Raw genomic sequence first — 23,093 nt, 5'->3', positions numbered from 1 at the left:
CACTATGGAATCCCAACGCAACATACTTGTTATTGCGCTGCTGCTGGTGAGCTTTCTCATCTGGCAACAGTGGCAAACGGATAACGCGCCACAGCCAGAAACGGCGCAACAAAGTACTCAAACCAGCACAGGCGACGACAGTTTTATTCCCGAGTCGGACCAGGCCGGTGGTGAAGTACCTGCCGATGCCCCCGTTACTGCCAGCCGTCAGCTGGTTACCATTACCTCCGACACTCTGAAGCTGACTATCGACACCCAGGGCGGCGACATTGTGCGTGCCGAACTGCTGGAGCATGACGACGAGCTCAACTCCGACGACAAGTTCGTCCTGCTCACCAATGATGCCAACTTCGTCAACGTGGCCCAGAGCGGCCTGATTGGTCGTGACGGCCCCGACGCCAGCGCCGATGGCCGCCCGCTGTATCACGCGGAGCAAAAAAGCTATCAGCTGGCCGAAGGCGAAAATAGCCTGAGTGTTCCGCTGACCTTCACCAATGAAGCCGGCGTGACCTTCACCAAGACCTTTACCCTGGAGCGCGATAGCCACGTTGTCGGTGTTAATTACGATATTAACAACCAAAGCGACCAGCCGGTACAGGCTCAGCTCTACGCTCAGCTCAAACAGAGCGAAAGCAAGCCCGGCGACGATGGTGGCAGCATGCTGATGGCCTCTGCCTATCGCGGCCCGGCCTACTCCACCAGCGAAACCCGCTACAGCAAATACAGCTTTAGCGACGTCCGCGAGGCCCACCTCAACCAGACCACCGCAGGCGGCTGGATTGGCATGCTGCAGCACTATTTCGTGTCTGCCTGGATTGCACCGGAAAACGGTGAAAACCAGTTCTACACCCGTTTCCTGAACAACCAGGGCCAGGGCATTATCGGCTTCAAGGCACCGGTTACCACTGTCGCACCAGGCACCGAGCAGAATCTGAGTGCCAAGCTGTGGCTGGGTCCTAAACTGCAGGATGAAATGGCTGAAGTGGCTCCCAACCTGGATCTGACCGTAGACTACGGCTGGCTGTGGTTTATTGCCCAACCGCTGTTCAAGCTGCTGCAGTTCCTGCAGAGCTTTGCGGTTAACTGGGGTCTGGCCATTATTCTGACCACCTTTGTGGTGCGCGGTATCATGTATCCGCTGACCAAGGCTCAGTACACCTCCATGGCCAAAATGCGCATGCTGCAGCCCAAGCTGGTGGCCCTGCGCGAGCGCTACGGCGACGACCGCCAGAAGATGTCTCAAGGCATGATGGAGCTGTACAAAAAGGAAAAGGTCAACCCGCTCGGCGGCTGTCTGCCTATTCTGATCCAGATGCCCATCTTCATTTCCCTCTACTGGGTACTGATGGAATCTGTTGAGCTGCGCCACGCTCCCTTTATGCTGTGGATTGACGATCTGTCGGTGCGTGATCCCTACTTCGTGCTGCCCATTCTGATGGGTGCCAGTATGTACATCATCCAGAAGATGAGCCCGACCACCATCACCGATCCGATGCAGCAGAAGGTAATGCAGTTTATGCCGATCATCTTTACCTTCTTCTTCCTGTGGTTCCCTGCCGGTCTGACCCTGTACTGGCTGGTGAGCAACGTGGTGACCATTACCCAGCAGTGGTATATCTTCCGCCAGCTGGAGAAGAAAGGCCTGCACGGCAAGGCCGCGTCCTGAGGCCACTGGCCTGAACGGCGTTAACACAATACACTGGGCGGCCTGAGGGCCGCCTTTTTTATGGGTGGCTATCACCGCCATACTGAACTGAACAGCCACATTCCGGAGTAACAGAACCCATGTCCAACGACACCATCGTCGCTCAGGCCACCGCCCCCGGACGCGGCGGCGTCGGCATCATCCGCGTCTCGGGCCCCCAGGCCGAGGCCGTGGCCCGGGCCGTGCTCGGCAAGCTGCCCCAAGTGCGCTATGCCGATTACCTGCCATTCAGGGACGAGCAGGACAACGTACTGGACCAGGGTATCGCCCTGTTGTTTAAGGGTCCCAACAGCTTCACCGGCGAAGACGTGCTCGAGCTGCAGGGCCACGGTGGCCCTGTGGTACTGGACATGCTGGTGCGCCGTATTCTGACCCTGCCCGGCCTGCGTCCGGCCCGGGCCGGTGAATTCAGCGAACGTGCCTTTCTCAACGACAAGCTGGATCTGGCCCAGGCCGAAGCCATTGCCGATCTGATCGAAGCCTCCAGCGAACAGGCGGCCCGTTCGGCGCTGCAATCCCTGCAAGGTGAGTTTTCCACCCGGGTACACGGCCTGGTAGAAGCACTTACTCACCTGCGTATTTATGTAGAAGCGGCCATCGATTTTCCCGACGAAGAAGTGGACTTTCTTTCCGACGGCAAAATCGCCGGCGAACTCTACGGCATTATGGACCGTCTGACCGAAGTTCAACGGGAAGCCCGTCAGGGGGCCATTATGCGCGAGGGCATGAAGGTGGTGATCGCCGGCCGGCCCAACGCCGGCAAGTCCAGCCTGCTCAATGCACTGGCCGGCAAGGAATCGGCCATCGTCACCGACATCGCCGGCACCACCCGGGATGTGTTGCGGGAATACATTCACCTGGACGGCATGCCGCTGCATATCATCGACACCGCCGGCCTGCGCGAGGCCAGTGATGCGGTAGAGCGTATCGGTATAGAGCGGGCCTGGGCCGAGATTGAACAGGCCGACCGTATTCTGTTTATGGTGGACGGCACTACCACCTCGGCGCTGCATCCCAAGGACATCTGGCCAGACTTTATCGACCGGCTGCCGGCCCACATCGGCCTGACCGTGGTGCGTAACAAGGCAGATCTCACCGGTGAGGCGCTTACCGTCAGCAGCGACGGTGAGCACCCGGTCTATCCCATTTCCGCCCGTACCGGTGAAGGGGTGGAGGCACTCAAGGAACATCTCAAGGCCTGCATGGGCTTCCAGGGTGGCGGTGAAGGCGGCTTCAGCGCCCGTCAGCGCCACCTGGACGCCCTGCACCATGCCGACCAGCACCTGATCATGGCGAAAGAGCAGCTGGAAGTATACATGGCCGGCGAGCTGGTGGCGGAAGAACTGCGCCTGGCCCAGGAGCAACTCAGCCAGATTACCGGTGAATTCACCTCCGACGATCTGCTGGGCCGGATTTTCTCGAGTTTTTGTATCGGGAAGTAAAGCGTGATTAAAACAACTGTGTAGCTCCTAGGAGTAACAACATTCAAAAGGGACAGACAAATGAGCAAAGCTGGCATTCAGTCGAATCGAGGCGATGGTTACCAGACGCTGGTTGCTTTTGACTGGGCTTTGACTGTTCTGTCCGACCCTGACTACCAATGGCTTGAAGTCGATTCAGTAACGTTGTCGGTTGATGACGTGGTGATTGGCAAAGTCGATGGCACCAAAATCGGCTGCCAATGTAAAAAGAACCAGACGCAACATAAAGCTTGGTCGTTTACTGATATCAAAGATGAGTTGCGTAAAGCAGTCAGCTTGTTGACTAGCGACCCTAGAGCGGAAGTTCGCTTTTACTCCCGTAGCAACTTTGGGGATCTTGCAGCGCTGCGGGAGTTCAGTACGAACTATGCCGATGAATCGGCCTACCAAGCAAACCTGACCAAAGCGCACAGGAAAACGGATACCGACCTTGCAACTCTGCTTACAGAAGAGAAATCTGTTCAATCTACCTACCAATTCCTGCAACGTACGAGATTTGAAGTCAGCCAAGAACTGGATCGCATGGGAACATTGTTGCGAGAACGATTGCGACTGTTGGCAAGCAACCACTCAGCAGCTTACGACGCCCTATGGACTCGTCTCGACCACCTCGGAATGCGCGAAAATGGTGACGGCCAAAGCATTGCACCCCAACATCGACTGACAAAGGAGGACCTGAAGGCCCTGCTGACCACAGCAGGATCGATGTTGACCCCTCCCATGGATATGGTGGAAGTTCGTACCTCATTCACAAGTACTTCAGCTATTGGTCGCTTATGGCGCAGAGATATTGGTAATGAATACATTGCGAATCCAGTTGTTAACGAACTCCTCGAAGCCATTAAAGACAAACATCGCTCTATCCTGGTCACCGGCTCGCCGGGCTCAGGCAAGACCTGCGTGATGCTAACCGTACAGGACGAATTGGAACAACTCACACAAAATCGTACCGACTTGTTACCATTGTTCATTCAATCGCGAGAATTTGCCGACACCGCAACTGAGCAGGATCGACGGGCCCAAGGCCTCCCAGAACATTGGGTAGAAAGAGCAGCACGCATGGCGGAAGATGCGCATGTGGTTGTGATGATCGACTCGCTAGATGTACTGTCTATCGCTCGTGAGCACAGCGTATTGACATATTTTCTGGCCCAAATTGATCGTCTACTGCTGATTCCCGATGTTACTGTCGTCACGGCCTGTCGTGACTTTGACAGCCATTACGACCGACGCATTGCCCAGCGCAGTTGGGACAAGCAAATCACTTGCCAGCCGCTGGACTGGGACGCAGAAATCGCGCCGCTGCTCGCCAAACTCGGTATTGATGCATCAGCCACCGATGCCACCACCCGCACATTGATTAGCAATCCACGTGAATTAGCCTTGTTTGTAGAATTAGCGCTGCAAGGAGACAGCTTCAACGTAGTAACCAGCCAAGCACTGGCACAGCGCTACCTTGCCACTATCGTGGAGTCCAATAGTGCTCTGGGCGATGCGGCCATGCAAGCCATAGAAGCCATTGCAGCTGAAATGCTGGTATCACGTAGCCTTGCGGTGCCACACCAGCGATTTACCGCCTCACAAGATGTCAAACGGGCACTCCTCAGTAACAACGTATTGCACGAAACCCAAGATGGGAAACTGACATTCGGGCACCAGACTCTCCTGGATGTGTTGGTGATCAGCTGGGCTGTTCGCCAAGCTATGACTCTGAACGTATTCATTCAACAATTACCACCTGTGCCTTTTGTTCGCCCCAGCATTCGTAGCTTTGTTGCACAATTGGCAACCGGGGATCGGCGCGAGTTACGCAGACAACTGCGCACAGTATTGACAGGCAATAGCGCTTTTCATATTCGCCGCCTAGTGGCGGAAACCTTTGCGGAACAAGTCCCACACGATGACGACTGGCCACTGCTACGGGATCTACGCACCCAGCATCAAGATGTTTTCCAGGTCATCTACACCCAAGCGAATCGGCTGGAATGGCATCACTTCTGGATGACTCATCTGCTACCCATATTGAGGGATACTTGCGATACCGATGGGCTGACGATACATGCGAACTGGGTATCCCGATGGCAGAATGACGATCCTGCTGGCGTATCCGCCTTCTGGACTGAGATGCTGACGTTGGATAAGGTGGATAAGAATCAGTTAGCCAATGCTATTACACATGTAGCCACTCAAATTCAGCCGAAGTATTTGCCGTTGTTTCAGCCTTTACTCACCAAGCTACTTGAGCTGCCACAGCAGCAACACAGCTTCCTCGGTAATGCACTCGCTTACTGCATTACAAATGGTGTCATGGACGACGCGGAGCTTTGGAATTATATTGCTGGCGAAGTCAGCGACGAAGATGTGCTCTCCTACCGCTTAGACAACAAGTTGCGTTGTAAACCACATGAACTTAGCGTAGGTAATAAAAAATTTCTTTCAGACCGCATGCTGGAATCCACCATATTGCTTGATCTGGCCGTGGCATCGGTTGAGCGATGGAGCCAAGTCAAAAGCTCACGTTATGTTGACGCACCTCCAGCCTACTCGCATGGGTTCCTGGATGAGACATCATACAAAGATAAGCATACCGAGAATGACCTCCGGCATGCAGATAGTGATCGAATCCTATTTGATACTGTTGAAGCCGCCATCATCCATCACGCAAATACTCACTCTATTTGGTGGCAAAGCAACCGAGAACGCCTGAGCTTCAGCACGGAAGGGACATTGCGTTATTTCGCCATCCTAGCCTGTACGACAACGCCACACGCTAATCTTGATGTGGTTGGTCGCCTGCTGTGCGACAAGACACTGCTCGAGTCCAATTTGTCTTATGAGCTCGGCACTCTGATACAAGCCACATTTTTGCATCTTGATGCGTCTATACAAAATGAAATACAGGAGTGTATTCTAACCGTTAATCGGGAATACGCCGCAGACTTGCAGCGTAGAATATGGATGCTGCAAGCACAATCGCAGCTGATTATTACTATCCCATGTCACCTGCGTTCTGCCGGCGCGCAAGCCATATTGGACGAGTGCGAAAAGGCAATATGGCCACTGGTTCGTCAACCACATATTGGCTCGGAAGGTGGTATTGTTCAGGCACCGTTTTCATTCGAGGTGTTCCTTGATTCAAGTGACGACGGCGTGCTCCATCTGCTAAAACACTATGATGGACATGAAAGAAATTCTTTTGATGATTTCCTATTAGGTGGAAAAAGAGAGGTGGGGGAGCAGCTAAAGGAAGCCGCCTCACGCGCCCCGTCACGCTTTATGCATCTTCTGTCAGCGAACGGGGAACAGATCTCTGACGGATTTCGCGACGATCTTATGGAAGGTATTTCCAACTACCTGGCACACCGCTATGGTAGCCTAAGGCCAAATGGAAACTGGTTTCCCATAGAAGAGCCCGACGCCACCGTTCTGGCTCGGCAAATCATCGATGAGCAGGAAAAGCATCCGAGATTCTGGAGCCACAAACGCCCTGTATCCAAAGCAATACGGAGCTGCGCACACGTAGTGACACAAGTAACGGACGCTACGAGGCTAATATCTTTGGCGATGGATTTTTCAACATTACAGGAGGAGAGCGCCTCCTCGGGAAATACCGTTGATTTGCTTACCACCGGTATCAATATGATCCGAGGTAATGCAGCAGAAGCCTTGATGATCCTGGCCAATCAGCTTGAAAAGAACGGCATGCCATGGCCTGAATCGCTTCCACACGCGCTGCGCCTGTTTGCCGCAGACGACCACCCGGCCATTCGCGCCCTGCTGCTGCGGCACCTGCCTTATTTGCAAAGTCATCACCCAGAACTTGGCTGGGAGCTGTTTGACCTTGCCATGCAAGAAAGCTCCCCCGGGCTTTGGGCCATGGCCGAACCTTGCCTCTATTACGCCTATCACCAGAGATTCGACGTTGTTGCGCCATTGCTGGCTCGCCTCTACCTAGAAGGAAGTGGAAAGGATTTTGAGGTCTGGGCGCGAATATCTGCGCTAGCAGCTCTTTCGAAACGACTGGATTTTGCTGACTTTCTTGCAGAGCTCAACATGCTGAAATCTGTGGAAGCATGGCACGGTGCAACAAGCGTCTGGACTCATACCGACAACATACAGCAACACCGGGAACAGTGTCTTATCGGACTCAAAACTGGCTTGAGTCCAGAAAACATGCATGCCGTTACCGTTGCAGAAAAATCCCTCAAGCTCTTCCAAGAAATAACACCACCAATTTCTGTACCCATTGAATTAATCCGGCGTAGCTTCCACCTACTAAAAGCCGAAACTGATTCTGCACGACGAAACTTCTTTGGCTTCGATGCATGGCTGAACGCCACTTCACTACGTGATCCAGTGTATGCGCTGGAGGCTGCCGAGATTTATCTTGATTTTGTTCGTCACACTAAGCCTTATGTGTACGACTACGATAACAATCTCACCCAATTGCTGACCCGACTGTTTGAGCAGGCAGAAGAACAGGAAGAGTCTGACAGCGGAGCCATGTTGCAACGTGTGGTCAAGCTACAAGATGCTCTGCTAGCTGCAGGCCTTCGCGCAGTGAATGACTGGCTTAAGGCCGCAGAGCGACCATGACAAGGGTATCGCGATCATTCACCGAGATTAACCACTTTCCCCGGCAAGGAGCCTTCTGGCCTGTCAGTACAGCCCTTCCAGAATGGGGTCGCAGATATGGCGGGGAAAGTCGGCTGGCTCCGACTACTCCGCGGTTAAACTGAAAGCAAGTACACCACCGAGTGAAGAATTGTTGTTCGTCTGCTATGTAAGCGGTCAACGGTTTGCTGGAAACACAGATGAGCGCTTTGTTACGGTATGGCCTACTGATTATTTTCTGTCAGAAAGGGGACTGGCTGAGCAGAGGCTGCTGGATGGCATAAAGAGAGCGCCTTCCAGGAAGGTCTGTTTACATCGATATTCTGTGCTTGCATACCAATTATTAATTAAGAAATCCGATAGAATCATATAGTCTCTTTTTGGTGATTTTAATGAATAAAAATATTTCTTCTATTCCCGATTACACCGCATTAAAGAAGCTCGCGTCTGCACTTTGGCAACGGGATAGTTCGTATCATGGTGCAGCTATCATGATTGGGGCAGGATTCAGTAGAAGTGCGGCATCGACGGGTGACGCCAACAGAAAATTGCCCCTTTGGAACGATATCTCGAAAGTTCTTGCCGATGAGTTAGATTCAAGCAGCGTCGATCCTCTACGCTTAGCGGAAGAGTATTGTGCCTACTTTGGCAAACAGGCACTTCACGATTTGATAAAAAAAGAAGTCAATGATGCCGCCTGGGAACCAGGGGAGCTGCATAAATATCTACTAGAATTGCCATGGAGAGAAGTTCTAACCACTAACTGGGATACTCTACTAGAACGTGCTTCCACCGAGGTGCATCATCCTATTTACAGCGTAGTTTCCAAACAGGAAGATCTGTCGAGCGCCAGATCGCCACGAATCGTCAAGTTACATGGAACCATAGACATAACTAATGACTTAGTTTTCACTCAAGAAGATTACCGAAAATATCCACAGCATCACGCGGCGTTTGTTAACTTCTCGCGCCAAGTATTTATCGAAAACGAGCTGTGTTTGTTGGGTTTCTCCGGCGATGATCCCAATTTTCTGCAATGGGCTGGATGGGTAAGAGATCATCTGGCGAGCCACTCCAGGCGCATCTACCTTGTCGGAGCCTTGGGATTAAACTCAGCAAAGCGGAAATACCTCGAATCCATCAATGTAGCGCCTATCGACTTATACGATTTAGTGGCTGACCATGATGGGCACGATACTAGACATTTAGAAGCTACAGAAATATTTATTCAAGCATTGCAAGATCTAAGGCCTAAGCCTGCTTGTGAGTGGCTACCAACACGGCTCCAACGTAGTGCATTGACTGGGGATAAAATCAAAAAATTCCATCAGGACCCAGCATATGCTGCAAAACTACTTGAGGGGCATCTACCCATATTGGAAGAAGACAGAGCTACCTATCCGGACTGGTTGGTTTGTCCTTACGGAATACGCTGGCAACTACAAAACCGCATACAAGATCCTTTGCCTACACCACAAAACTTGGCACAAATGACAGCAGATAGTCGTGCAAAACTATTGTACGAAATTACCTGGAATTACAGCATGACTTATCAGGCTATACCGTCTTGGTTGGCTCAAGAACTGCTGACAGTATGTGACCCTGATACTCCCTGCTCACTAACCAAGAAACAGCAATTGGAAGTCGCCCTGTTACTTCTGAAAAATACCCGCTGGATGGACAACCCAGAAGCTAACCCTATGACTCAGACAACGAGGGTCATATTGGAAAAAGGCGAAAAATACTGGCCAGAAAGCAGCGACGAACTTGCGTACCATAACGCTATCATTGCACGAGACAAATTCGACTACTCAGCTTTAGAGAAGCACGTTGAGAAAATTACTAGCAACAACCCCGTTTGGAAGTTAAAAAAAGCGTCATTGCTTGCCGAGCTTGGGGAGTTTTATAGAGGCGAAGAATTGGTATCGGAAGCATATCGGATGCTTCTTGGCCAATATCGAAATGACCGAAATTCGCTCCATATACTTTCTCGCTTAGCTTGGGCTCACTGGTTAATAAGAGGAATTAAAGCTTGGTTACCAAAGGGAGAGTTTAAAGCTTTTCCTTCTCACCACCAAGACCAAAAATGTAACCCTTGGGATCATATTGAGCATATCAGAGAGCGTATTACCAAGGATTTGGATAAACAGCAAAAACAACATACGATCGAGCCATCATTCGAACCAGGTCGCTATAAGGACAACTCTAACACAGTAACTTTTAGCAATGAATTACACTCTTTACTTATATTCGAAGGGGTTACCGGCGCTGTAGGTATGCCTATACGGTGGCATGGCGTTAGCTTTCTTGTTGAACAGGCAGCTAAGCTTGTTGATTTAGAAGGGGTTGATAATATTCATCGTTTCTCATTGGCTATTCGTGCCGCAAACAGTGATACATCGGATGTATTGAAAAAAGTATTTTCCAGAGTTCAGGTTGCATGTCTGCCGGAGGAAGATGTAGATTTTTTACTGAGGCAATGCGTGCTAGCAATCAAGTATTGGAGCGAGAAGTGGACGGGTACATCTGGAAGCATTAGAAATGATGCTATTGACCGATTGCGAGTATTTATAGAAGTTTTGGCTCGTGTATCAGTGCGTGCAACACCTGAGCAGGCAAAAGAGCTCTTCTACTTGGCTGTGTCTCTTGGCAAGAAGCCTGAGTTTCATCATCTCTGGCTTTTTGATGCACTCAATCACCTGACTAAATTTACACTAGAAAGCATTCCTGAGTCGCAGCATCCAGACCTACTACTGGAAGCCTTATCGTTTCCACTTCAAACTGAAATAGGACCAAAAAACTACGATAAATGGGCTAATCCGGTAATAAAGAATCCTGGTAAAAGAGAGCAAAATACGATACTTGACCGTCGTATAGACGAAATAATAGACAGTATATCGCCGTGCTCATCTCAAAGCGCTCCAGCTCTTTTACGTCTACTTCCTTTAATTAAGACGAATTTCCTAACCAAAGCAGAGCACAATAAAATTGCAGAAAAATTATGGGGAACTGACCCCGACTATCAGACTATTCCTGAAACTGGATTGCTCAGATATGCACTTCTTGCGTTCCCCGCATTAGATTATCCTGCTGTAAAATCTCTCATAAGACGTTATTTATTTGAATCGGAAGATGGTGCTCTTTTTAACCAAGAATTTTTAGCAAACATTGCCAACGTCGCCCAAGCGGAAAATATCACGGAACTCCCGTCAGAAGCGCAAGCTATCAACTACTTCGAAAAAATGGTCGTTTGGAGGCCTAAGGAAAATCACAACGATATATTCGGTCGTTCTAAGCAAGAAGAAAAACAAACTGCTGAGCTGATCGGTAAAGTATTAGCACTTTCCATTGTTCCAGCACTGCCATCAGAGGCATTAACTAAAGATAACTTCACAAAACTATATGATTTTTATACAGCGGTTTACGCACCTGAGACTCTAAGCGCATTTTCCTATTTTGCTGCTGCGAACGCGACTTTTATAAACCCAGTGGAAAAATTAATCAGACAGGGCCTGCAAGCAAGAGAGGCAAACAAATTAGCACAGGTATCCTTTGCTCTCTTAACGTGGAGAGATCTGGAAGAACAGCCAGCTCTTAACAGACTAATATTGAGACTTATTTATCTTATAGGGTCGAATCGCATGAGCGGTTTACCAGCCCTACTTTGGACTGCCAATCAAATGCATAACAAGGGATATCTCTCCGATGAAAATATTGGGTCATTGATCGAGATTTTACCCGTTATCTTTGATAATACTGGGTATGGTGACATTTCTTCATCCAACAGAGATTCCGTTAGCATTTCGCTTGTCCGTGCAGCATGTGTCAGGCTGGCAAGAGATGTCCTTAGCAGGAGCCAAGACAAGAATGGTGAGTTACTCCGAGTTTTAGAAGAAGCTAAACAAGATCCTCTTCCAGAAGTTAGATTTGCTGGAATATCAGATTTATAGAGCTTGTATAAGTTACAAAAAATCGGGCTCATCTGAACAAGGAAAGAGAAACACTAGATAAAGAGCTAGATAGCAAGAAACTGTGATCTAGCTTGCAATTATCATTTAAAGCACTTTCCCCGCATGCACTCCAGAAAGAATCTATCTATATGATATTAAGGGCATTTTTACTTTTTGTATCGGGAAGTAAAGCGGTGGTGTTGGTCTGTTTATAGTTCGCAGTCAGGAACGACTGCGGACCAAGCCTGTTCCCAGACAGCGGAAGCTGGCGCCACAGCAACGGGTTGAGCAATATCAGGGGCTATTTCATGGCCGCACCGGTATGCATTCCACGCGTTGGGGAGAACCGATGGCTGCAGTAGTGATGCCGCGGCCTGTAGCAATAAGCTGGTTCAGGACTTCTTCCCGGCACCCAAAATACGGCGACTGTCCTCTTCATCTATTTCCTCCACAGAACATCAAGGTGCAGTCTGCTCACTTTGCGGGAGAACCAGTCGCCGGTTTATACCCTTGCAGCCAGGGGCATGCGTTCTCTTTTAGAAGTCGTAGCTCAGCGACAGGCGAAGGTTACGTGGTTCACCCCACCAGCCCTGGCTGTAGAACCCCACCTGATCGTGATACTCCTTATCAAACACATTGTTCAGGTTCAGCTGGGCACTGAGCTCCGGGGTGATGTCATAGCGGGCCATCAGGTCGACCACTGAATAACTGCCCTGGGTCAGGCGTGTTGTGCCAGCCGGTCCGCGGGTATCCCGGTAGATTTTGCTCTGCCAGCGCAGGCCGCCGCCAAGGCGGAGCGGGTGCCAGTCACCGTCAAACTGATAGCTGGTAAACAGCTTGGCCTGCTGCCTCGGGTGCGTGGTATTCATGCGGTCCCCGTCTGCACTTATCGGATTCGCCAGTGTAAAGCTGGCATTGAGATTCCAGCCCGGGGCCAAACTGCCAACCAGTTCGGTTTCAAAGCCTTCGACTGTAGCACCATCGGTGGCCCGATAGGCCTGGGTGTCTGGACGACCGTTCACGGTTTCACCCGGAATGGCTTCACCCAGCCCATTCTGCTCACTTCGGAAAACAGCCAGGTTCATTTCCAGTTCATCCGCCAATGTCGCTTTCAGGCCCACCTCATAGTTGCGACCTGTGATGGGATCCAGCAAAGAGCCGTCTGCGGAACGTACGTTCTGGGTCTGAAAAATCTCGGTATAGCTGACATAGCCACTGACGCGATCGTTGAAGTCGTATATCAGGCCGGCATAAGGGGTCAGCTCATTATTGTAGGAATATTGTCGCTCGTCCCCGAAATAGACCTGTTCAAGCTCCCAGTTGCTGAGCCGGATACCGGCAACCAGATGCAGGGGATCGGCCAGTGACAACCGGCTGACAGCATAGGCACCGCTCTGCACCAGCTTGCTGTCATCAACGCTGCCGTATGCGCCCCACTCGGGTTCGGCCACGGGAGCACCCTGTCCGTTAATATAAGCACCGATGTCCGGCGTCGCTCCGGCTGGTGAAGCCAGGCGCATGTCGAGATCGTCCTGGGTTCGCACCCAGCCGAAGGCGGCTTCATGATCGCGGCCAAGGAGTTCAAACGGCCCCTCTGCGGTGAAATGCACATCCTGGCGACGGCGATCTCCCCGGTAGTTGGCGAAATAGGCGGACATGCCTTCACCGGTGTGCCGATCCGGAAAACCGCTTCGGAAAAGATAGGTCAGACCATAGTTGCCATCATCATAGCTATAGGCCGCCCGCAGTCGCCAGCTATTGTCCAGAAAGTGATTCACATCGATGAACGCCCTGGTGGTTTCGTTAAAAAAGCGGGACCAGCGAGTGTTGTTGGAGGCAGAATGATCAAAGTCGGTCTGGCTGCCATCCGCATAAAACATGGGAAACCCGCCACCGGCGCCATCGGTCTGGTTATGCTGGTATTCCACGCCCAGGCTGACATCCGTGTTAGGCGTCAGTTGTGAGTTAATTACACCGTAGTAGGTTTCCTTGTCGTGCTCCATATTGTCGACATGAGTGTCCTGCCGGTCGCGTACAGCAATCAAACGTACCGCGGTCCGGCCTGAATCTCCCAGCGGAGCAGACACATCAGCCATCAAACGTCGCTGGTCCCAGCTCCCGAGATCTCCACTGACACGCGCGGCGAACTCCGGTAATGGTTTTTTACGAATGAAGTTAACACTGGCGGAAGGGTCACCTGCGCCCGTCAGCAGCCCTGTTGCGCCACGGACTACTTCTATCCGGTCATAAATGGCACCGTCCCAGTCCGTATCGCCGAAGTTCCAGTAGCCCTGAATCGGCGTCATCAGGCCGTCAAACTGATAGGTACTGATGGAATAACCGCGGGAGGAATAGTTGAAACGGTTACTGTCGCTGCGGGTCATTGAGACGCCGGGAGCCCGGTGCAGAATTTCTCCGCTGGTGATCAGGCCCTGGTCCTTGATCTGCTGGTGCGTAATCACACTGACGGCCTGAGGCGTTTCCTTGATGGACAAGGGTAAACTGGTAGCCGTGGTGCTGGCCCCGGGGGTATAGCTGTCGCGCTGTTCGGAATCAGCCGACAGCTGACGCCCGGTAACAACCATTTCGTCCAGCACGTTCAGTTCCAGAGGGATCTCTTCGGCGGAAACGGGAACACTCAACAACAGGGGAGCGATCAGCGGGCTAAAGCGGCCCGCCCGGTGTAAGGCAAAAGAGTCAAGGAACATGCAGGTATATCTCCAAACCATAAGGAATCGCGCCGTGCTTTGCCCTCCACACCTCGCAAGAGGCCAGGCCAAAACCAGCTACAAACGGAATGGTGATTTTGTAATATTCCCTGACCATTGAGCTATGCCAGATGACAGGATACCTATGCACCCGGCGATGAAGTCAGCGGATCAGGGAACTGGGTGCAACACCAAAGTGCTTGCGGAAGGCGGTAGTAAAATTGGTTGCATAACTGTAGCCGGTGAAATGCGCCGCTTGCTGTACACTGAATCCTCTCAGCAGATAGTCACGGGCCATTTGCAGGCGCTGTTCTTTCAGGAAATCAAACAGCGTTTGCCCGTAACAGGCCTTGAATTTTCTGCGCAGGCTGCTCGGACTCATGGCAGCGGTTTGTGCCAGCTCGCTGAGGCTGTACTCCTCTTGGGGATGGGCCGCAATCCGCTCCCGAACACATTCCAGGCGCAACCGCTCCTGAGGGTGAATACGCACCTCGCACAGTGAGGTGCGTGGCTCATCGAGCTGCAGTCCTTGCGACAGTATCTGCAGGCTCAGGCCTTCCAGGTAGAGTCTGGCCAGGCTCATGTCGTTGCGAAAGAGCTGAAATCCCTGATACAGATGCGGGGGCAGTCGCCAGATGGACCACCAGTTGCCCTTACGTATCGGAGCTTGCAGCTGATCCAGTGCGGCATGATCCAGACTCAGGGTCAGCACCCGCAGGTTCTGCCCGGCCTGCTGCAAGGCATCAAACTGAACTTCTTTTCCCAGACTCAGGGTCAGCGCCATCTGCTCCGACAGTTCAACTGTTTCCCCCCCCAGCGTCAGCCTGACATGCCCCTGCAGTACGATAATGATGTTCAGTGGAGAGGGATCCAGCGAACTGGATTCATAGGGCTCAACAACCCGGACATTGGAGCAAACCAGCTGCATCCCTGGCCGCAATCCGAACTCTTCCACCTGGCCCTGCAGGATATTGCCCGAGCCATAGCGATCAGGAAAACGGTAATCCAGGGCATACCGCCGGCCGAAGGCAAGCAGATCCTGATGTGTAAAGATTTGTGTGCCCAATGGTTCTTGATAATGGCGGCTTGGCATGAGGGGATACAATACTCTGGCTGAATGAACGTCGGGATAAGTCGATAACGCATATTATTCAGCCAACGCAAAAAACACAAATCTAAATGATTATCATGACCAATAATTAAAAAGGAACAACTCAGGTCCCTGCCGCCGCTTTCGCCAGTACCAGCAGTACAGTTGTAACGGCTGCGAATAACAGCGCATTACCGGGCATCACGGCGTCCCCGGATCCGCACCAGAAACACCACACCGGCACCGGCACTGAGGTATCCCAGCCACAATGTCAGACCCAGTCCGGGACGCCAGCCACTGAGTGCCGCCATCAGCCCCGCCAGCAACAGCAACCAGCCCGACCAGAACAGATCACGCCGCCGCCAGAACCTCCCTCTGGAGGTGGCCATCGCCAGCAGCTGAAACCCGGACATGGAGAGGATAAAAACCACCAGATGTGCCATCAGCATGCTCGCTTCCGTCGGGCAAATCTGAACATCAGTACCGCCAGCCCCAGACACGTCAGATCGAAGCCAACAAACAGCCAGTCACCGGCCATCAGGCTGGTGACAAACCCTCTTTCCGTGGTCACCAGATTCAGTACGGGCAGGCCCAGCAACAGTATGCCGGCCAGCCCCAGTTGCTCGCGCCAGCCGGCGTGCAAAGGCCGGATAAGTGCATGAACAAGCATGCCCAGCCACACCATAAACAGCCCGTGAATTTCCCATTGCGCTCGCTCTGGCCACGTCACGGGCAACAACCGGTTCAGCCAGAACAGCGACACGACCGCTACCGGAAAACCGGCCAGGGTTGTCAGATTAAGCCGGTCGACCAGCCATAATCCGACAGCGGAATGCTGCGGTTTACCGCGTCGTTTGACCGACCAGAGTATTAACCCGGAAGCCAGCATGCCGCACCCCGCAGCCCCCATCAGGGCATACAGCCAGCGGGCAGGCCAGTCGGCAAAGCGCCCCAGGTGCAGCCCCAGCAAAATACCGTAGGTATCATAGGCTGGTGCCGGGACTTTCTCCCGCAACCGTTCACCACTAACACCATCAAACACCTGAAATGGCGGATGTCCGCTGACGCCCAGCTGTTCCGGCTGGTCGCTGCGGGCTTCCATCACCACTTTGGCATATCTGTCACCGGGGTTGGAGACCTGAACCCGGCCAACCTCAGCGCCCTGCCAATGTGCCTCAGCCTGAGCCAGCAATGAAGGTAACGCCACCATCGGGGCCCGTTCACCGGAGCCGGGCTCCGCCGGCAAAAAGGCAAACACCTCGCTGAGCAAATGTTGTTTCTGCTGCGGCTCCGGAAAAGCCCGGTCCAGCCCCCAGGGGACATACAGCGCCATCATGGTGACCAGCCCGGTGTAGGTGATCATCAGGTGGAAAGGCAGCGCGAGCACAGAAAAGCCATTGTGTGCATCCAGCCAGGAACGCTGGCCTTTGCCCGAGCGGAAGGTAAAGAAGTCCTGAAAGATTTTCTTGTGGGTAATGACGCCGCTGATCAGCGCCAGCAGCATAAACATGGCCGCGATGCCCACCAGATAACGGGCAAAGAGAACGGGCAGGTAGTGCAACTGGAAATGGAAACGGTAGAAGAACTCCCCGCCCCGGGTTTCCCTGACCGGTATCACCTCCCCGGTAAGCGGGTTCAGAGAGGCCTGGCCCTGCCCGAGGGGACCCCGCCAGTTCAGGTGAACCAGGCCGTCACGCGAGTCCGGCAGCTTCACGGTCCAGTGACTGGCACCGGCAGCCTGCTGCTGCAGGTAACGGGAGGCCTGCTCAAGCACCAGCTCGGACTGGATCGCCTCGGAAACTAAAGGCCGCTCAGGCTGCATCCACAGCGAAATTTCCTGACGAAAGAAGCTCAGCGTACCGCTCAGAAAAATGACAAACAGCAACCAGCCCAGCAACAGCCCCGTCCAGCGATGCAACTGCGCCATACGCTGGCGTACACGCCCTCCCAAAGGCGCAATCACAAGGCTACCCCCTGACTGAAATACATCAGCAAGCCTCCCGCAGGCAGCAGCCCAAGGCAGGCACTGCGCAGGCTGCCCGCAGCAAACACCCAGATAACCGTGGCCGCAAAAACGGCAAATCCCAGCAACATACCGGTCATCACCGCTTGCTCTGGCGGCCAGGGTAATGCCAGCACCGCAATGCTGCTCCAGCGCGTCAACAGGAACGCACCAACGATGGCAACCAGTGTCCTGAGAAAGGGGTCTAGGTGAAATCGAACCTTGGCCGTCATGAGTCAGTCCTGTACAACAATGAGCGAGCGCAGTCTAACGACCGCTGTAACCAGGCGCATTCATCAACGCTATGCCTGGGCGGCGTGCATAAGCATTCTGGCAGATGGCATAGCTTTCTCAGCTCCCCGGTAACAACCGCCGCTGGCCATCGTGCCGGAAAAGACGGAGGCCATTGCACACAAGACACTTGAATGGTTTCCAGTGAAACTCTTAAATAGCCCTTTGGCCACTCACTTCCACCACCGGAACAACCATGAATAAACAACGTGACAAGGACGAGCTCAAACCGCTGCAAAAGCAGCTGGCACTGATCCATCAGGCCATGGGCCGCCAGGGAAAAAGTGCGGTGATCGTGTTCGAAGGCCAGGATGCCGCCGGCAAAGGAGGAGTAATCCGCCGGCTGGGCTGGTGTCTGGATCCGCGCTGGCTGAGCGTCTGGCCCATCGCAGCTCCCGATATCCGCGAGCAGCGGCAACACTGGCTGCAGCGATTCTGGCAACGGCTTCCCGAGCAGGGTCGCTGGGCAGTGTTTGATCGCTCCTGGTATGGCCGGGTACTGGTTGAGCGGGTAGAAGGCTTTGCCGAGCCGGATGCCTGGCAGCGGGCCTACCGGGAGATCAACGAATTCGAGCAAGCCATTACCGCCGAGCATGTGCAGCTGGTCAAGATCTGGCTGGATATCAGCGCCGATACCCAGCTGGAACGCTTCGAAGCCCGTTTCAGGGATCCCGCCAAGCAGTGGAAACTGACCCCGGAAGATCTGCGCAACCGGAACCGCTGGCCCGAATACCAGGCGGCCCGGGACGATCTGCTGGAGCATACTCACCACAACGCTGCGCCCTGGTTCCGGGTGGACGCCAACAACAAGCACCAGGCCCGCATGAGCTGCTTCCGGCTGCTGATTGAAGAACTGGGCAAGGGCCTGGATACCACCCCGCCGGGTCCGTCGGAAGACATTCGCCGTTTTTTTCACCCTGAGCATCACGATTCGCAGCCGACAGATTAAAAGCAGGGGACCCCCCTGCTTGTTCACCTCAGAAGCCCACCGTGGCCGACAGCATGACCGTCCGGGGTGCACCCAGAGCAAGCGTGGTGTAATGCGGCTTGGCCCAATAGGCTTTATTGGTCAGGTTCTCGATATTCAAGCGCCATGTTACCGGGTAGCCACTCACCTGGGTGCTGTAGCGAGCACCCAGGTCGTAGAGCGTGCGTCCCGGTAACGAAAGCGAGTTATCTTCATTCAGATACTGCCGGGAGACGGCACTGGCGTTACCCGTTAAGGTCAGCCCCTGCACAAAGGGAAGATCCCACTCAGCCCCGAGTTTGGCCTGCAGTTTGGGAATGCCCGTGGCCTGTTTCCCCTGATTGATGCCGCCCGCCGTTTTGGTGAGCTCCGGATCCACATAAGCCACCCCGCCCATCAGCCGGACATGCTCTGCCGGTGAGCCAAAGAAGCCCCACTCCACCCCTCTGTTACGCTGCTCGCCGCCAAATGAAAAGACATTGGTCACCGGATCCGTGTAACTGCTAGGGCGTGTAATCTCGTAAAAGCTAAGGGTGTGGGCAAACTCACCGAGATCAAACTTCAGACCCACTTCTTTCTGCTTGGTTTTGTAGGGTTTAAAGGTCTCGCCGGAATTGCTCGCCGTCGACGGCGCGCTGGCCCCCTGGCTTAATCCTTCTATGTAGTTGGCGTAGACAGAAACCTGATCGGTTAGCTCAAACAGCACGGCAGCGGCAGGAGTCAGCGCACTTTCATCGTAGCTGCTGATGGGAATGCTGTCCGGGCCAAAGAAGCTATCCTGCACGACCCTCTGGTGACGCAGCCCCAGCGTCAGGTGCAGCCTGTCCTGCGCAAATGAAAGGGTGTCAGCCAGCCCGAAACTGGTCAGCTCCAGCTCTCTCTGGGTAATTGGCCGGGCATTAAAGACGGTGCTGACATCCCCCCAGACCGGACGATAAATATTCGTGATAATGTCTGCAGGCAAAACGACGACTAGCGGACGGCCCAGAACAATCACCCGCGAACGTATCGTTGATGCCGGCATCAGCATGGGCCTGCCCAATATCACTTTTGTCGGGGTCGCCAGCGCTCTTGGAGTCAGCCATATGGCGCTCTACAAGCACGTTGCCAGCCTGGAGGCACTCAAGCATCTGGTGGCCGAAGAGATTTTCCACCGCTGGCAACTCCCTTCCCCACCGGGACCGGGCGGTAAGGAATTACAGCAGTATTTGTTTCATTTCACCGATGAAGTCAGCATTTTCGTGAAAAATCATCCGGGTCTGGCACCCTATTTGATTCGCCGATCAGCCGCCACCGCGCCGATGCTTGCCAAAATAGACGCCCATCACAACGCCGTGGCGGCAACCTATGGCCTGTCAAAGACACAGACACGCTGGCTGCTCGCAACCATCACCTTTCATTGCATCGCCGTTACCGATGCGGTGTATTCGGTCGCCGGCCAGCCCGGCATCTCAGACACAGACAGCCAGATAGATGAAGCCGAAATGGCAGCAGAGCTCACGGAAGGTATGCGTGCACTGATCGTAGGAGCACTTGCTCTGCTGAAGACGTAAAGGGCGCTGACACCTGTCCGCACCAGAGTAAACAGGGACAGGAAAGCTAGTTGTCGTGGTCAGTGTGCGCGCGTATACAGTCACGAAGGCGGCTGGCCGTCTCGCGCAGAATGGTCAGTACCTCCTGCTGGCCTCGCGAGCCGAGGTGGCGGCTTTCATACAGGGCAGCTTTCATGTCCATGCGGGCGGTAAGCAGCTCCTGAGCCATGGGCAGAGACGTGTTTTCATTACTGCCGGTTTCAGCCAGAGCGGCCTGAATATGCAGCAGTTTACGGCCGGCCCGGCGCAGACGTTCAGCAATCCGTTCGGCCCGGGACCGGTGCTCATCGAGAAAGAGCTGGCCGGCACTGGTGATCTGGTAATACTTGCGTCTGCCTTCCCGCCGTTGCTGCACCAGCTGCTGTTTGCTCAGGCTGGCCAGCCGCGGATAAAGCACCCCCGGGCTGGGCCGGTAAAAGTGCCGGGACAGCCGGGCCAGTTCATCGGCCAGTTCACTGCCGTAACGGGGATGCTGACTCAACAGCAGCAGTACCATCAGGCCCAGCTCATCGGCGGAAAGTTTGCGGGTGGCCGGCATGCCCAGCGGCAGGCCCGGATCCGGCAAGGAAGAGTTCGCATCGGTTTTTTGCATGACACACGCCTGAAACAAAAAAAGGGGTGAAGGAACCTCCCCCACCCCCGGCATCGCTCAATGCCTCAAAAGGTCACATTAATACCGGCATTATAGCGCCGCCCTTCCAGCAGGCGACCGTGTTCATCATTATTCACGTCCCGGTCAAACAGATTGTACACCCCGCCATAAATGCCAAAGGTGTCGGTCAGCTGATAGCGGACACCGGCGTCCACTATGGTGTAACCGGAATAGGCCTTGGAAAGACCACGGCGGCCGGCCACCTGCGCCGATTCTCCGCGGTAGCGGGCCTGAGACCACAGCTCGGTGGTGGCAACGGGCTGCCAGCTCAGGCCAAGAGCGGCCCGGTGCCGGGGCTGATCGTTCAACGGGCTGCCGGCATTTTTGCCCGATGTCTGCTCACTGTCGGTATAGGTGTAGCTGGCATCCAGATTAAGAGTCTCACCCAGGGGGGTGTTCAGGGTCAGCTCGGCTCCCCGCACTTCGGCCTTCTCCACATTGGTATACTGATAGATGGCCGTGTAGGGCGCCCCCTGATAAAGACACACGGGATCACCATCACGGGTATCGCACACAATGGGCTTTTCAATCTTGTCTCTGAAATCGGTATGGAACAGCGTTGCCCCCAGCGCCAGCCCCGCCTCGGACTGCCATTGCGCCGACAACTCATAACTGGTGCTCTTCTCCGATTCCAGATCCGAATTACCCACATCGCGACAGTCCGGGCACCTTGGGCCGCCACCGCCTTCAATCCAGTTGGAGTCACCCTGCTTCAGATCCGGAGTACGGTAACCGGCACTCACGCCACCCTTAAAGATCAGCCCCATTCCCGGGTTGTATACCGCATACACCCGCGGCACCAGCTCGGAACCGTATTTCTCGTCGTCCACCCAGCGGGCACCACCGGTAAGCGACAATTCATCGGTCAAAAACCACTCATCTTCGGCAAACAGGGCCAGATCCCAGCGTTTCAGGCTTTGTTCACCATACCCGCGATCCGGGTTCTCGGTACTTTGTTCGCGCGCCTCTGCGCCCACGGTGAGCAAATGGTTCTCCAGCGGGATCACGGTAGAGGTATTGGCGGTCAGCCGCTCATAAGTGGAACGATAACTGCTGTCGTTCTGGCGCATTTCAGTGCGCTGTATATAACTGCGGGTCGCCAGGTTATCACCCCATGTCAGGGTGTGGCGCAGGGTCTGGCGCTGACGGCGGGTATCAAGATGGCTGTTACGGCCCGTTTTCTCGGCACTGCCCTCGGTCTCCTGGGTGCCGTAACCCAGCTCCAGTACCAGCCGGTTGGCATCGTTCACTTCCCAGTCCAGCTGGCCACTGACATCGCGCCTGTCATAGCCCCGGTAACCGCTCTTAATGGCATCTTCATCCCGGTTGAGCACGGAGCCCGTCAGGGTGGCGGCCAGCGTATCGGTAACCGGCCCGCTCATACGAAACTGGGACTGCTGCTGATCACCCGAGGCCGAATCTTCCTGGATCACGGTATCCAGGTTTACTGTGCCACCCCAGCTGGCAGCAGCACCGCGGGTGATCACGTTAATCACGCCACCCAGCGCATCGGAGCCATAAAGGGTAGACATGGGGCCCCGGATCACCTCAATGCGTTCAATGGCGGACATGGGCGGCAACCAGCCGAATTCCGCGCCGGACCCGTTACCGTTGTAATAGGCCTGACGGGAGCTTTGCGGCACGCCGTCCACCAGAATAAGGGTATATTTCGAGTCCAGGCCACGTATGGACACCTCTCCGGTACCGCCCTTGCCCGATGGCCCCTCATCCACAAACACCCCGGGCAGCCGCTGCAGCGCATCGGTAATATCACGGTAGGAGCGCCCTTCCAGCTGCTCCCGGGTAATCACCGAAATACTGGCCGGTGCTCTGGCCGGATCCACCGCATAACCCGACGCCGCTGCCGAGGTCACCACTGTGGTGGGCAGCTCGCTATACGCACTGTCTGCCAGCGCCGGCCATGCCAGCGCCCCCAGCACCAGCGCACTCAGCGGAGCCAGCCTCGGCATCACAACAAACGGAGAGGGGGACTGCGAAGAACTCATGATCATTAATCCTTTTAAGTGTGGGTAAATGAGTT

General features: G+C 54.1%; 14 protein-coding genes. 6 read left to right on the top strand and 8 right to left on the bottom strand.

Annotation, left to right across the window (positions count from 1 at the left end; genetic code table 11):
* Positions 1–4 precede the first annotated feature (4 nt).
* The 4 genes from yidC (at position 5) to B6S09_RS15035 (ending at position 11,750) form a co-directional block, all read left to right on the top strand.
* On the top strand, positions 5–1,666 hold the full coding sequence (yidC, locus tag B6S09_RS15050; protein ID WP_094279318.1) for a membrane protein insertase YidC: 1,662 nt from the start codon (positions 5–7) through the stop codon (positions 1,664–1,666).
* Between the two features lie 119 nt (positions 1,667–1,785).
* A complete protein-coding gene (gene mnmE / locus B6S09_RS15045; protein ID WP_094279317.1) occupies positions 1,786–3,147 on the top strand; it encodes a tRNA uridine-5-carboxymethylaminomethyl(34) synthesis GTPase MnmE in 1,362 nt (453 codons plus the stop codon).
* Positions 3,148–3,207: 60 nt separating this feature from the next.
* Positions 3,208–7,782: an AAA family ATPase gene (locus B6S09_RS15040; protein WP_094279316.1), complete on the top strand. Its 4,575-nt coding sequence runs from the start codon at positions 3,208–3,210 to the stop codon at positions 7,780–7,782.
* Between the two features lie 410 nt (positions 7,783–8,192).
* Positions 8,193–11,750, top strand: coding sequence for an SIR2 family NAD-dependent protein deacylase (locus tag B6S09_RS15035; protein WP_094279315.1), 3,558 nt, complete (start codon positions 8,193–8,195; stop codon positions 11,748–11,750).
* 536 nt (positions 11,751–12,286) lie between these two features.
* Here B6S09_RS15035 and fauA read toward each other — a convergent pair.
* The 5 genes from fauA to B6S09_RS15010 form a co-directional block, all read right to left on the bottom strand.
* Positions 12,287–14,458: a TonB-dependent alcaligin siderophore receptor FauA gene (fauA, locus tag B6S09_RS15030; RefSeq protein WP_094279314.1), complete on the bottom strand. Its 2,172-nt coding sequence runs from the start codon at positions 14,456–14,458 to the stop codon at positions 12,287–12,289.
* Between the two features lie 163 nt (positions 14,459–14,621).
* On the bottom strand, positions 14,622–15,524 hold the full coding sequence (locus B6S09_RS15025; RefSeq protein ID WP_166670333.1) for a helix-turn-helix transcriptional regulator: 903 nt from the start codon (positions 15,522–15,524) through the stop codon (positions 14,622–14,624).
* A gap of 215 nt (positions 15,525–15,739) precedes the next feature.
* Entirely contained in the window at positions 15,740–15,997 is a 258-nt protein-coding gene (locus B6S09_RS15020) for a DUF3325 family protein (protein WP_094279312.1), read from the bottom strand.
* Entirely contained in the window at positions 15,991–17,511 is a 1,521-nt protein-coding gene (locus tag B6S09_RS15015; RefSeq protein WP_094279311.1) for a PepSY-associated TM helix domain-containing protein, read from the bottom strand. The genes B6S09_RS15020 and B6S09_RS15015 overlap by 7 nt, the downstream gene beginning before the upstream one ends.
* Entirely contained in the window at positions 17,508–17,783 is a 276-nt protein-coding gene (locus tag B6S09_RS15010; protein WP_094279310.1) for a hypothetical protein, read from the bottom strand. The genes B6S09_RS15015 and B6S09_RS15010 overlap by 4 nt, the downstream gene beginning before the upstream one ends.
* Positions 17,784–18,037: 254 nt before the next feature.
* Between B6S09_RS15010 and B6S09_RS15005 the strand changes: the two genes are divergently transcribed.
* A complete protein-coding gene (locus B6S09_RS15005) occupies positions 18,038–18,790 on the top strand; it encodes a polyphosphate kinase 2 family protein (protein ID WP_094279309.1) in 753 nt (250 codons plus the stop codon).
* Positions 18,791–18,818: 28 nt separating this feature from the next.
* On the opposite strand, the gene B6S09_RS15000 is transcribed toward B6S09_RS15005, so the two are convergent.
* Positions 18,819–19,832 (bottom strand): TonB-dependent receptor, encoded by a 1,014-nt coding sequence (locus tag B6S09_RS15000; protein WP_279586674.1) that lies wholly within the window; start codon positions 19,830–19,832, stop codon positions 18,819–18,821.
* Between the two features lie 4 nt (positions 19,833–19,836).
* Here B6S09_RS15000 and B6S09_RS18665 point away from each other — a divergent pair, with 4 nt between their 5' ends.
* Positions 19,837–20,361, top strand: a complete 525-nt coding sequence (locus B6S09_RS18665; protein ID WP_243832853.1) for a TetR/AcrR family transcriptional regulator — start codon at positions 19,837–19,839, stop codon at positions 20,359–20,361.
* Positions 20,362–20,407: 46 nt separating this feature from the next.
* Here the strand turns inward: B6S09_RS18665 and B6S09_RS14990 are convergent, their stop codons facing one another.
* Positions 20,408–20,992 (bottom strand): PadR family transcriptional regulator, encoded by a 585-nt coding sequence (locus tag B6S09_RS14990; RefSeq protein ID WP_166670332.1) that lies wholly within the window; start codon positions 20,990–20,992, stop codon positions 20,408–20,410.
* A 65-nt stretch (positions 20,993–21,057) separates the two neighbouring features.
* A complete protein-coding gene (locus B6S09_RS14985; protein WP_208321760.1) occupies positions 21,058–23,058 on the bottom strand; it encodes a TonB-dependent receptor domain-containing protein in 2,001 nt (666 codons plus the stop codon).
* Between the last annotated feature and the right edge of the window lie 35 nt (positions 23,059–23,093).

Origin of the sequence: Oceanimonas baumannii, from assembly GCF_002245495.1 — a bacterium.
Classification (GTDB): Bacteria; Pseudomonadota; Gammaproteobacteria; order Enterobacterales; family Aeromonadaceae; genus Oceanimonas; species Oceanimonas baumannii.
This window is presented reverse-complemented; position numbering and strand designations above follow the sequence as displayed.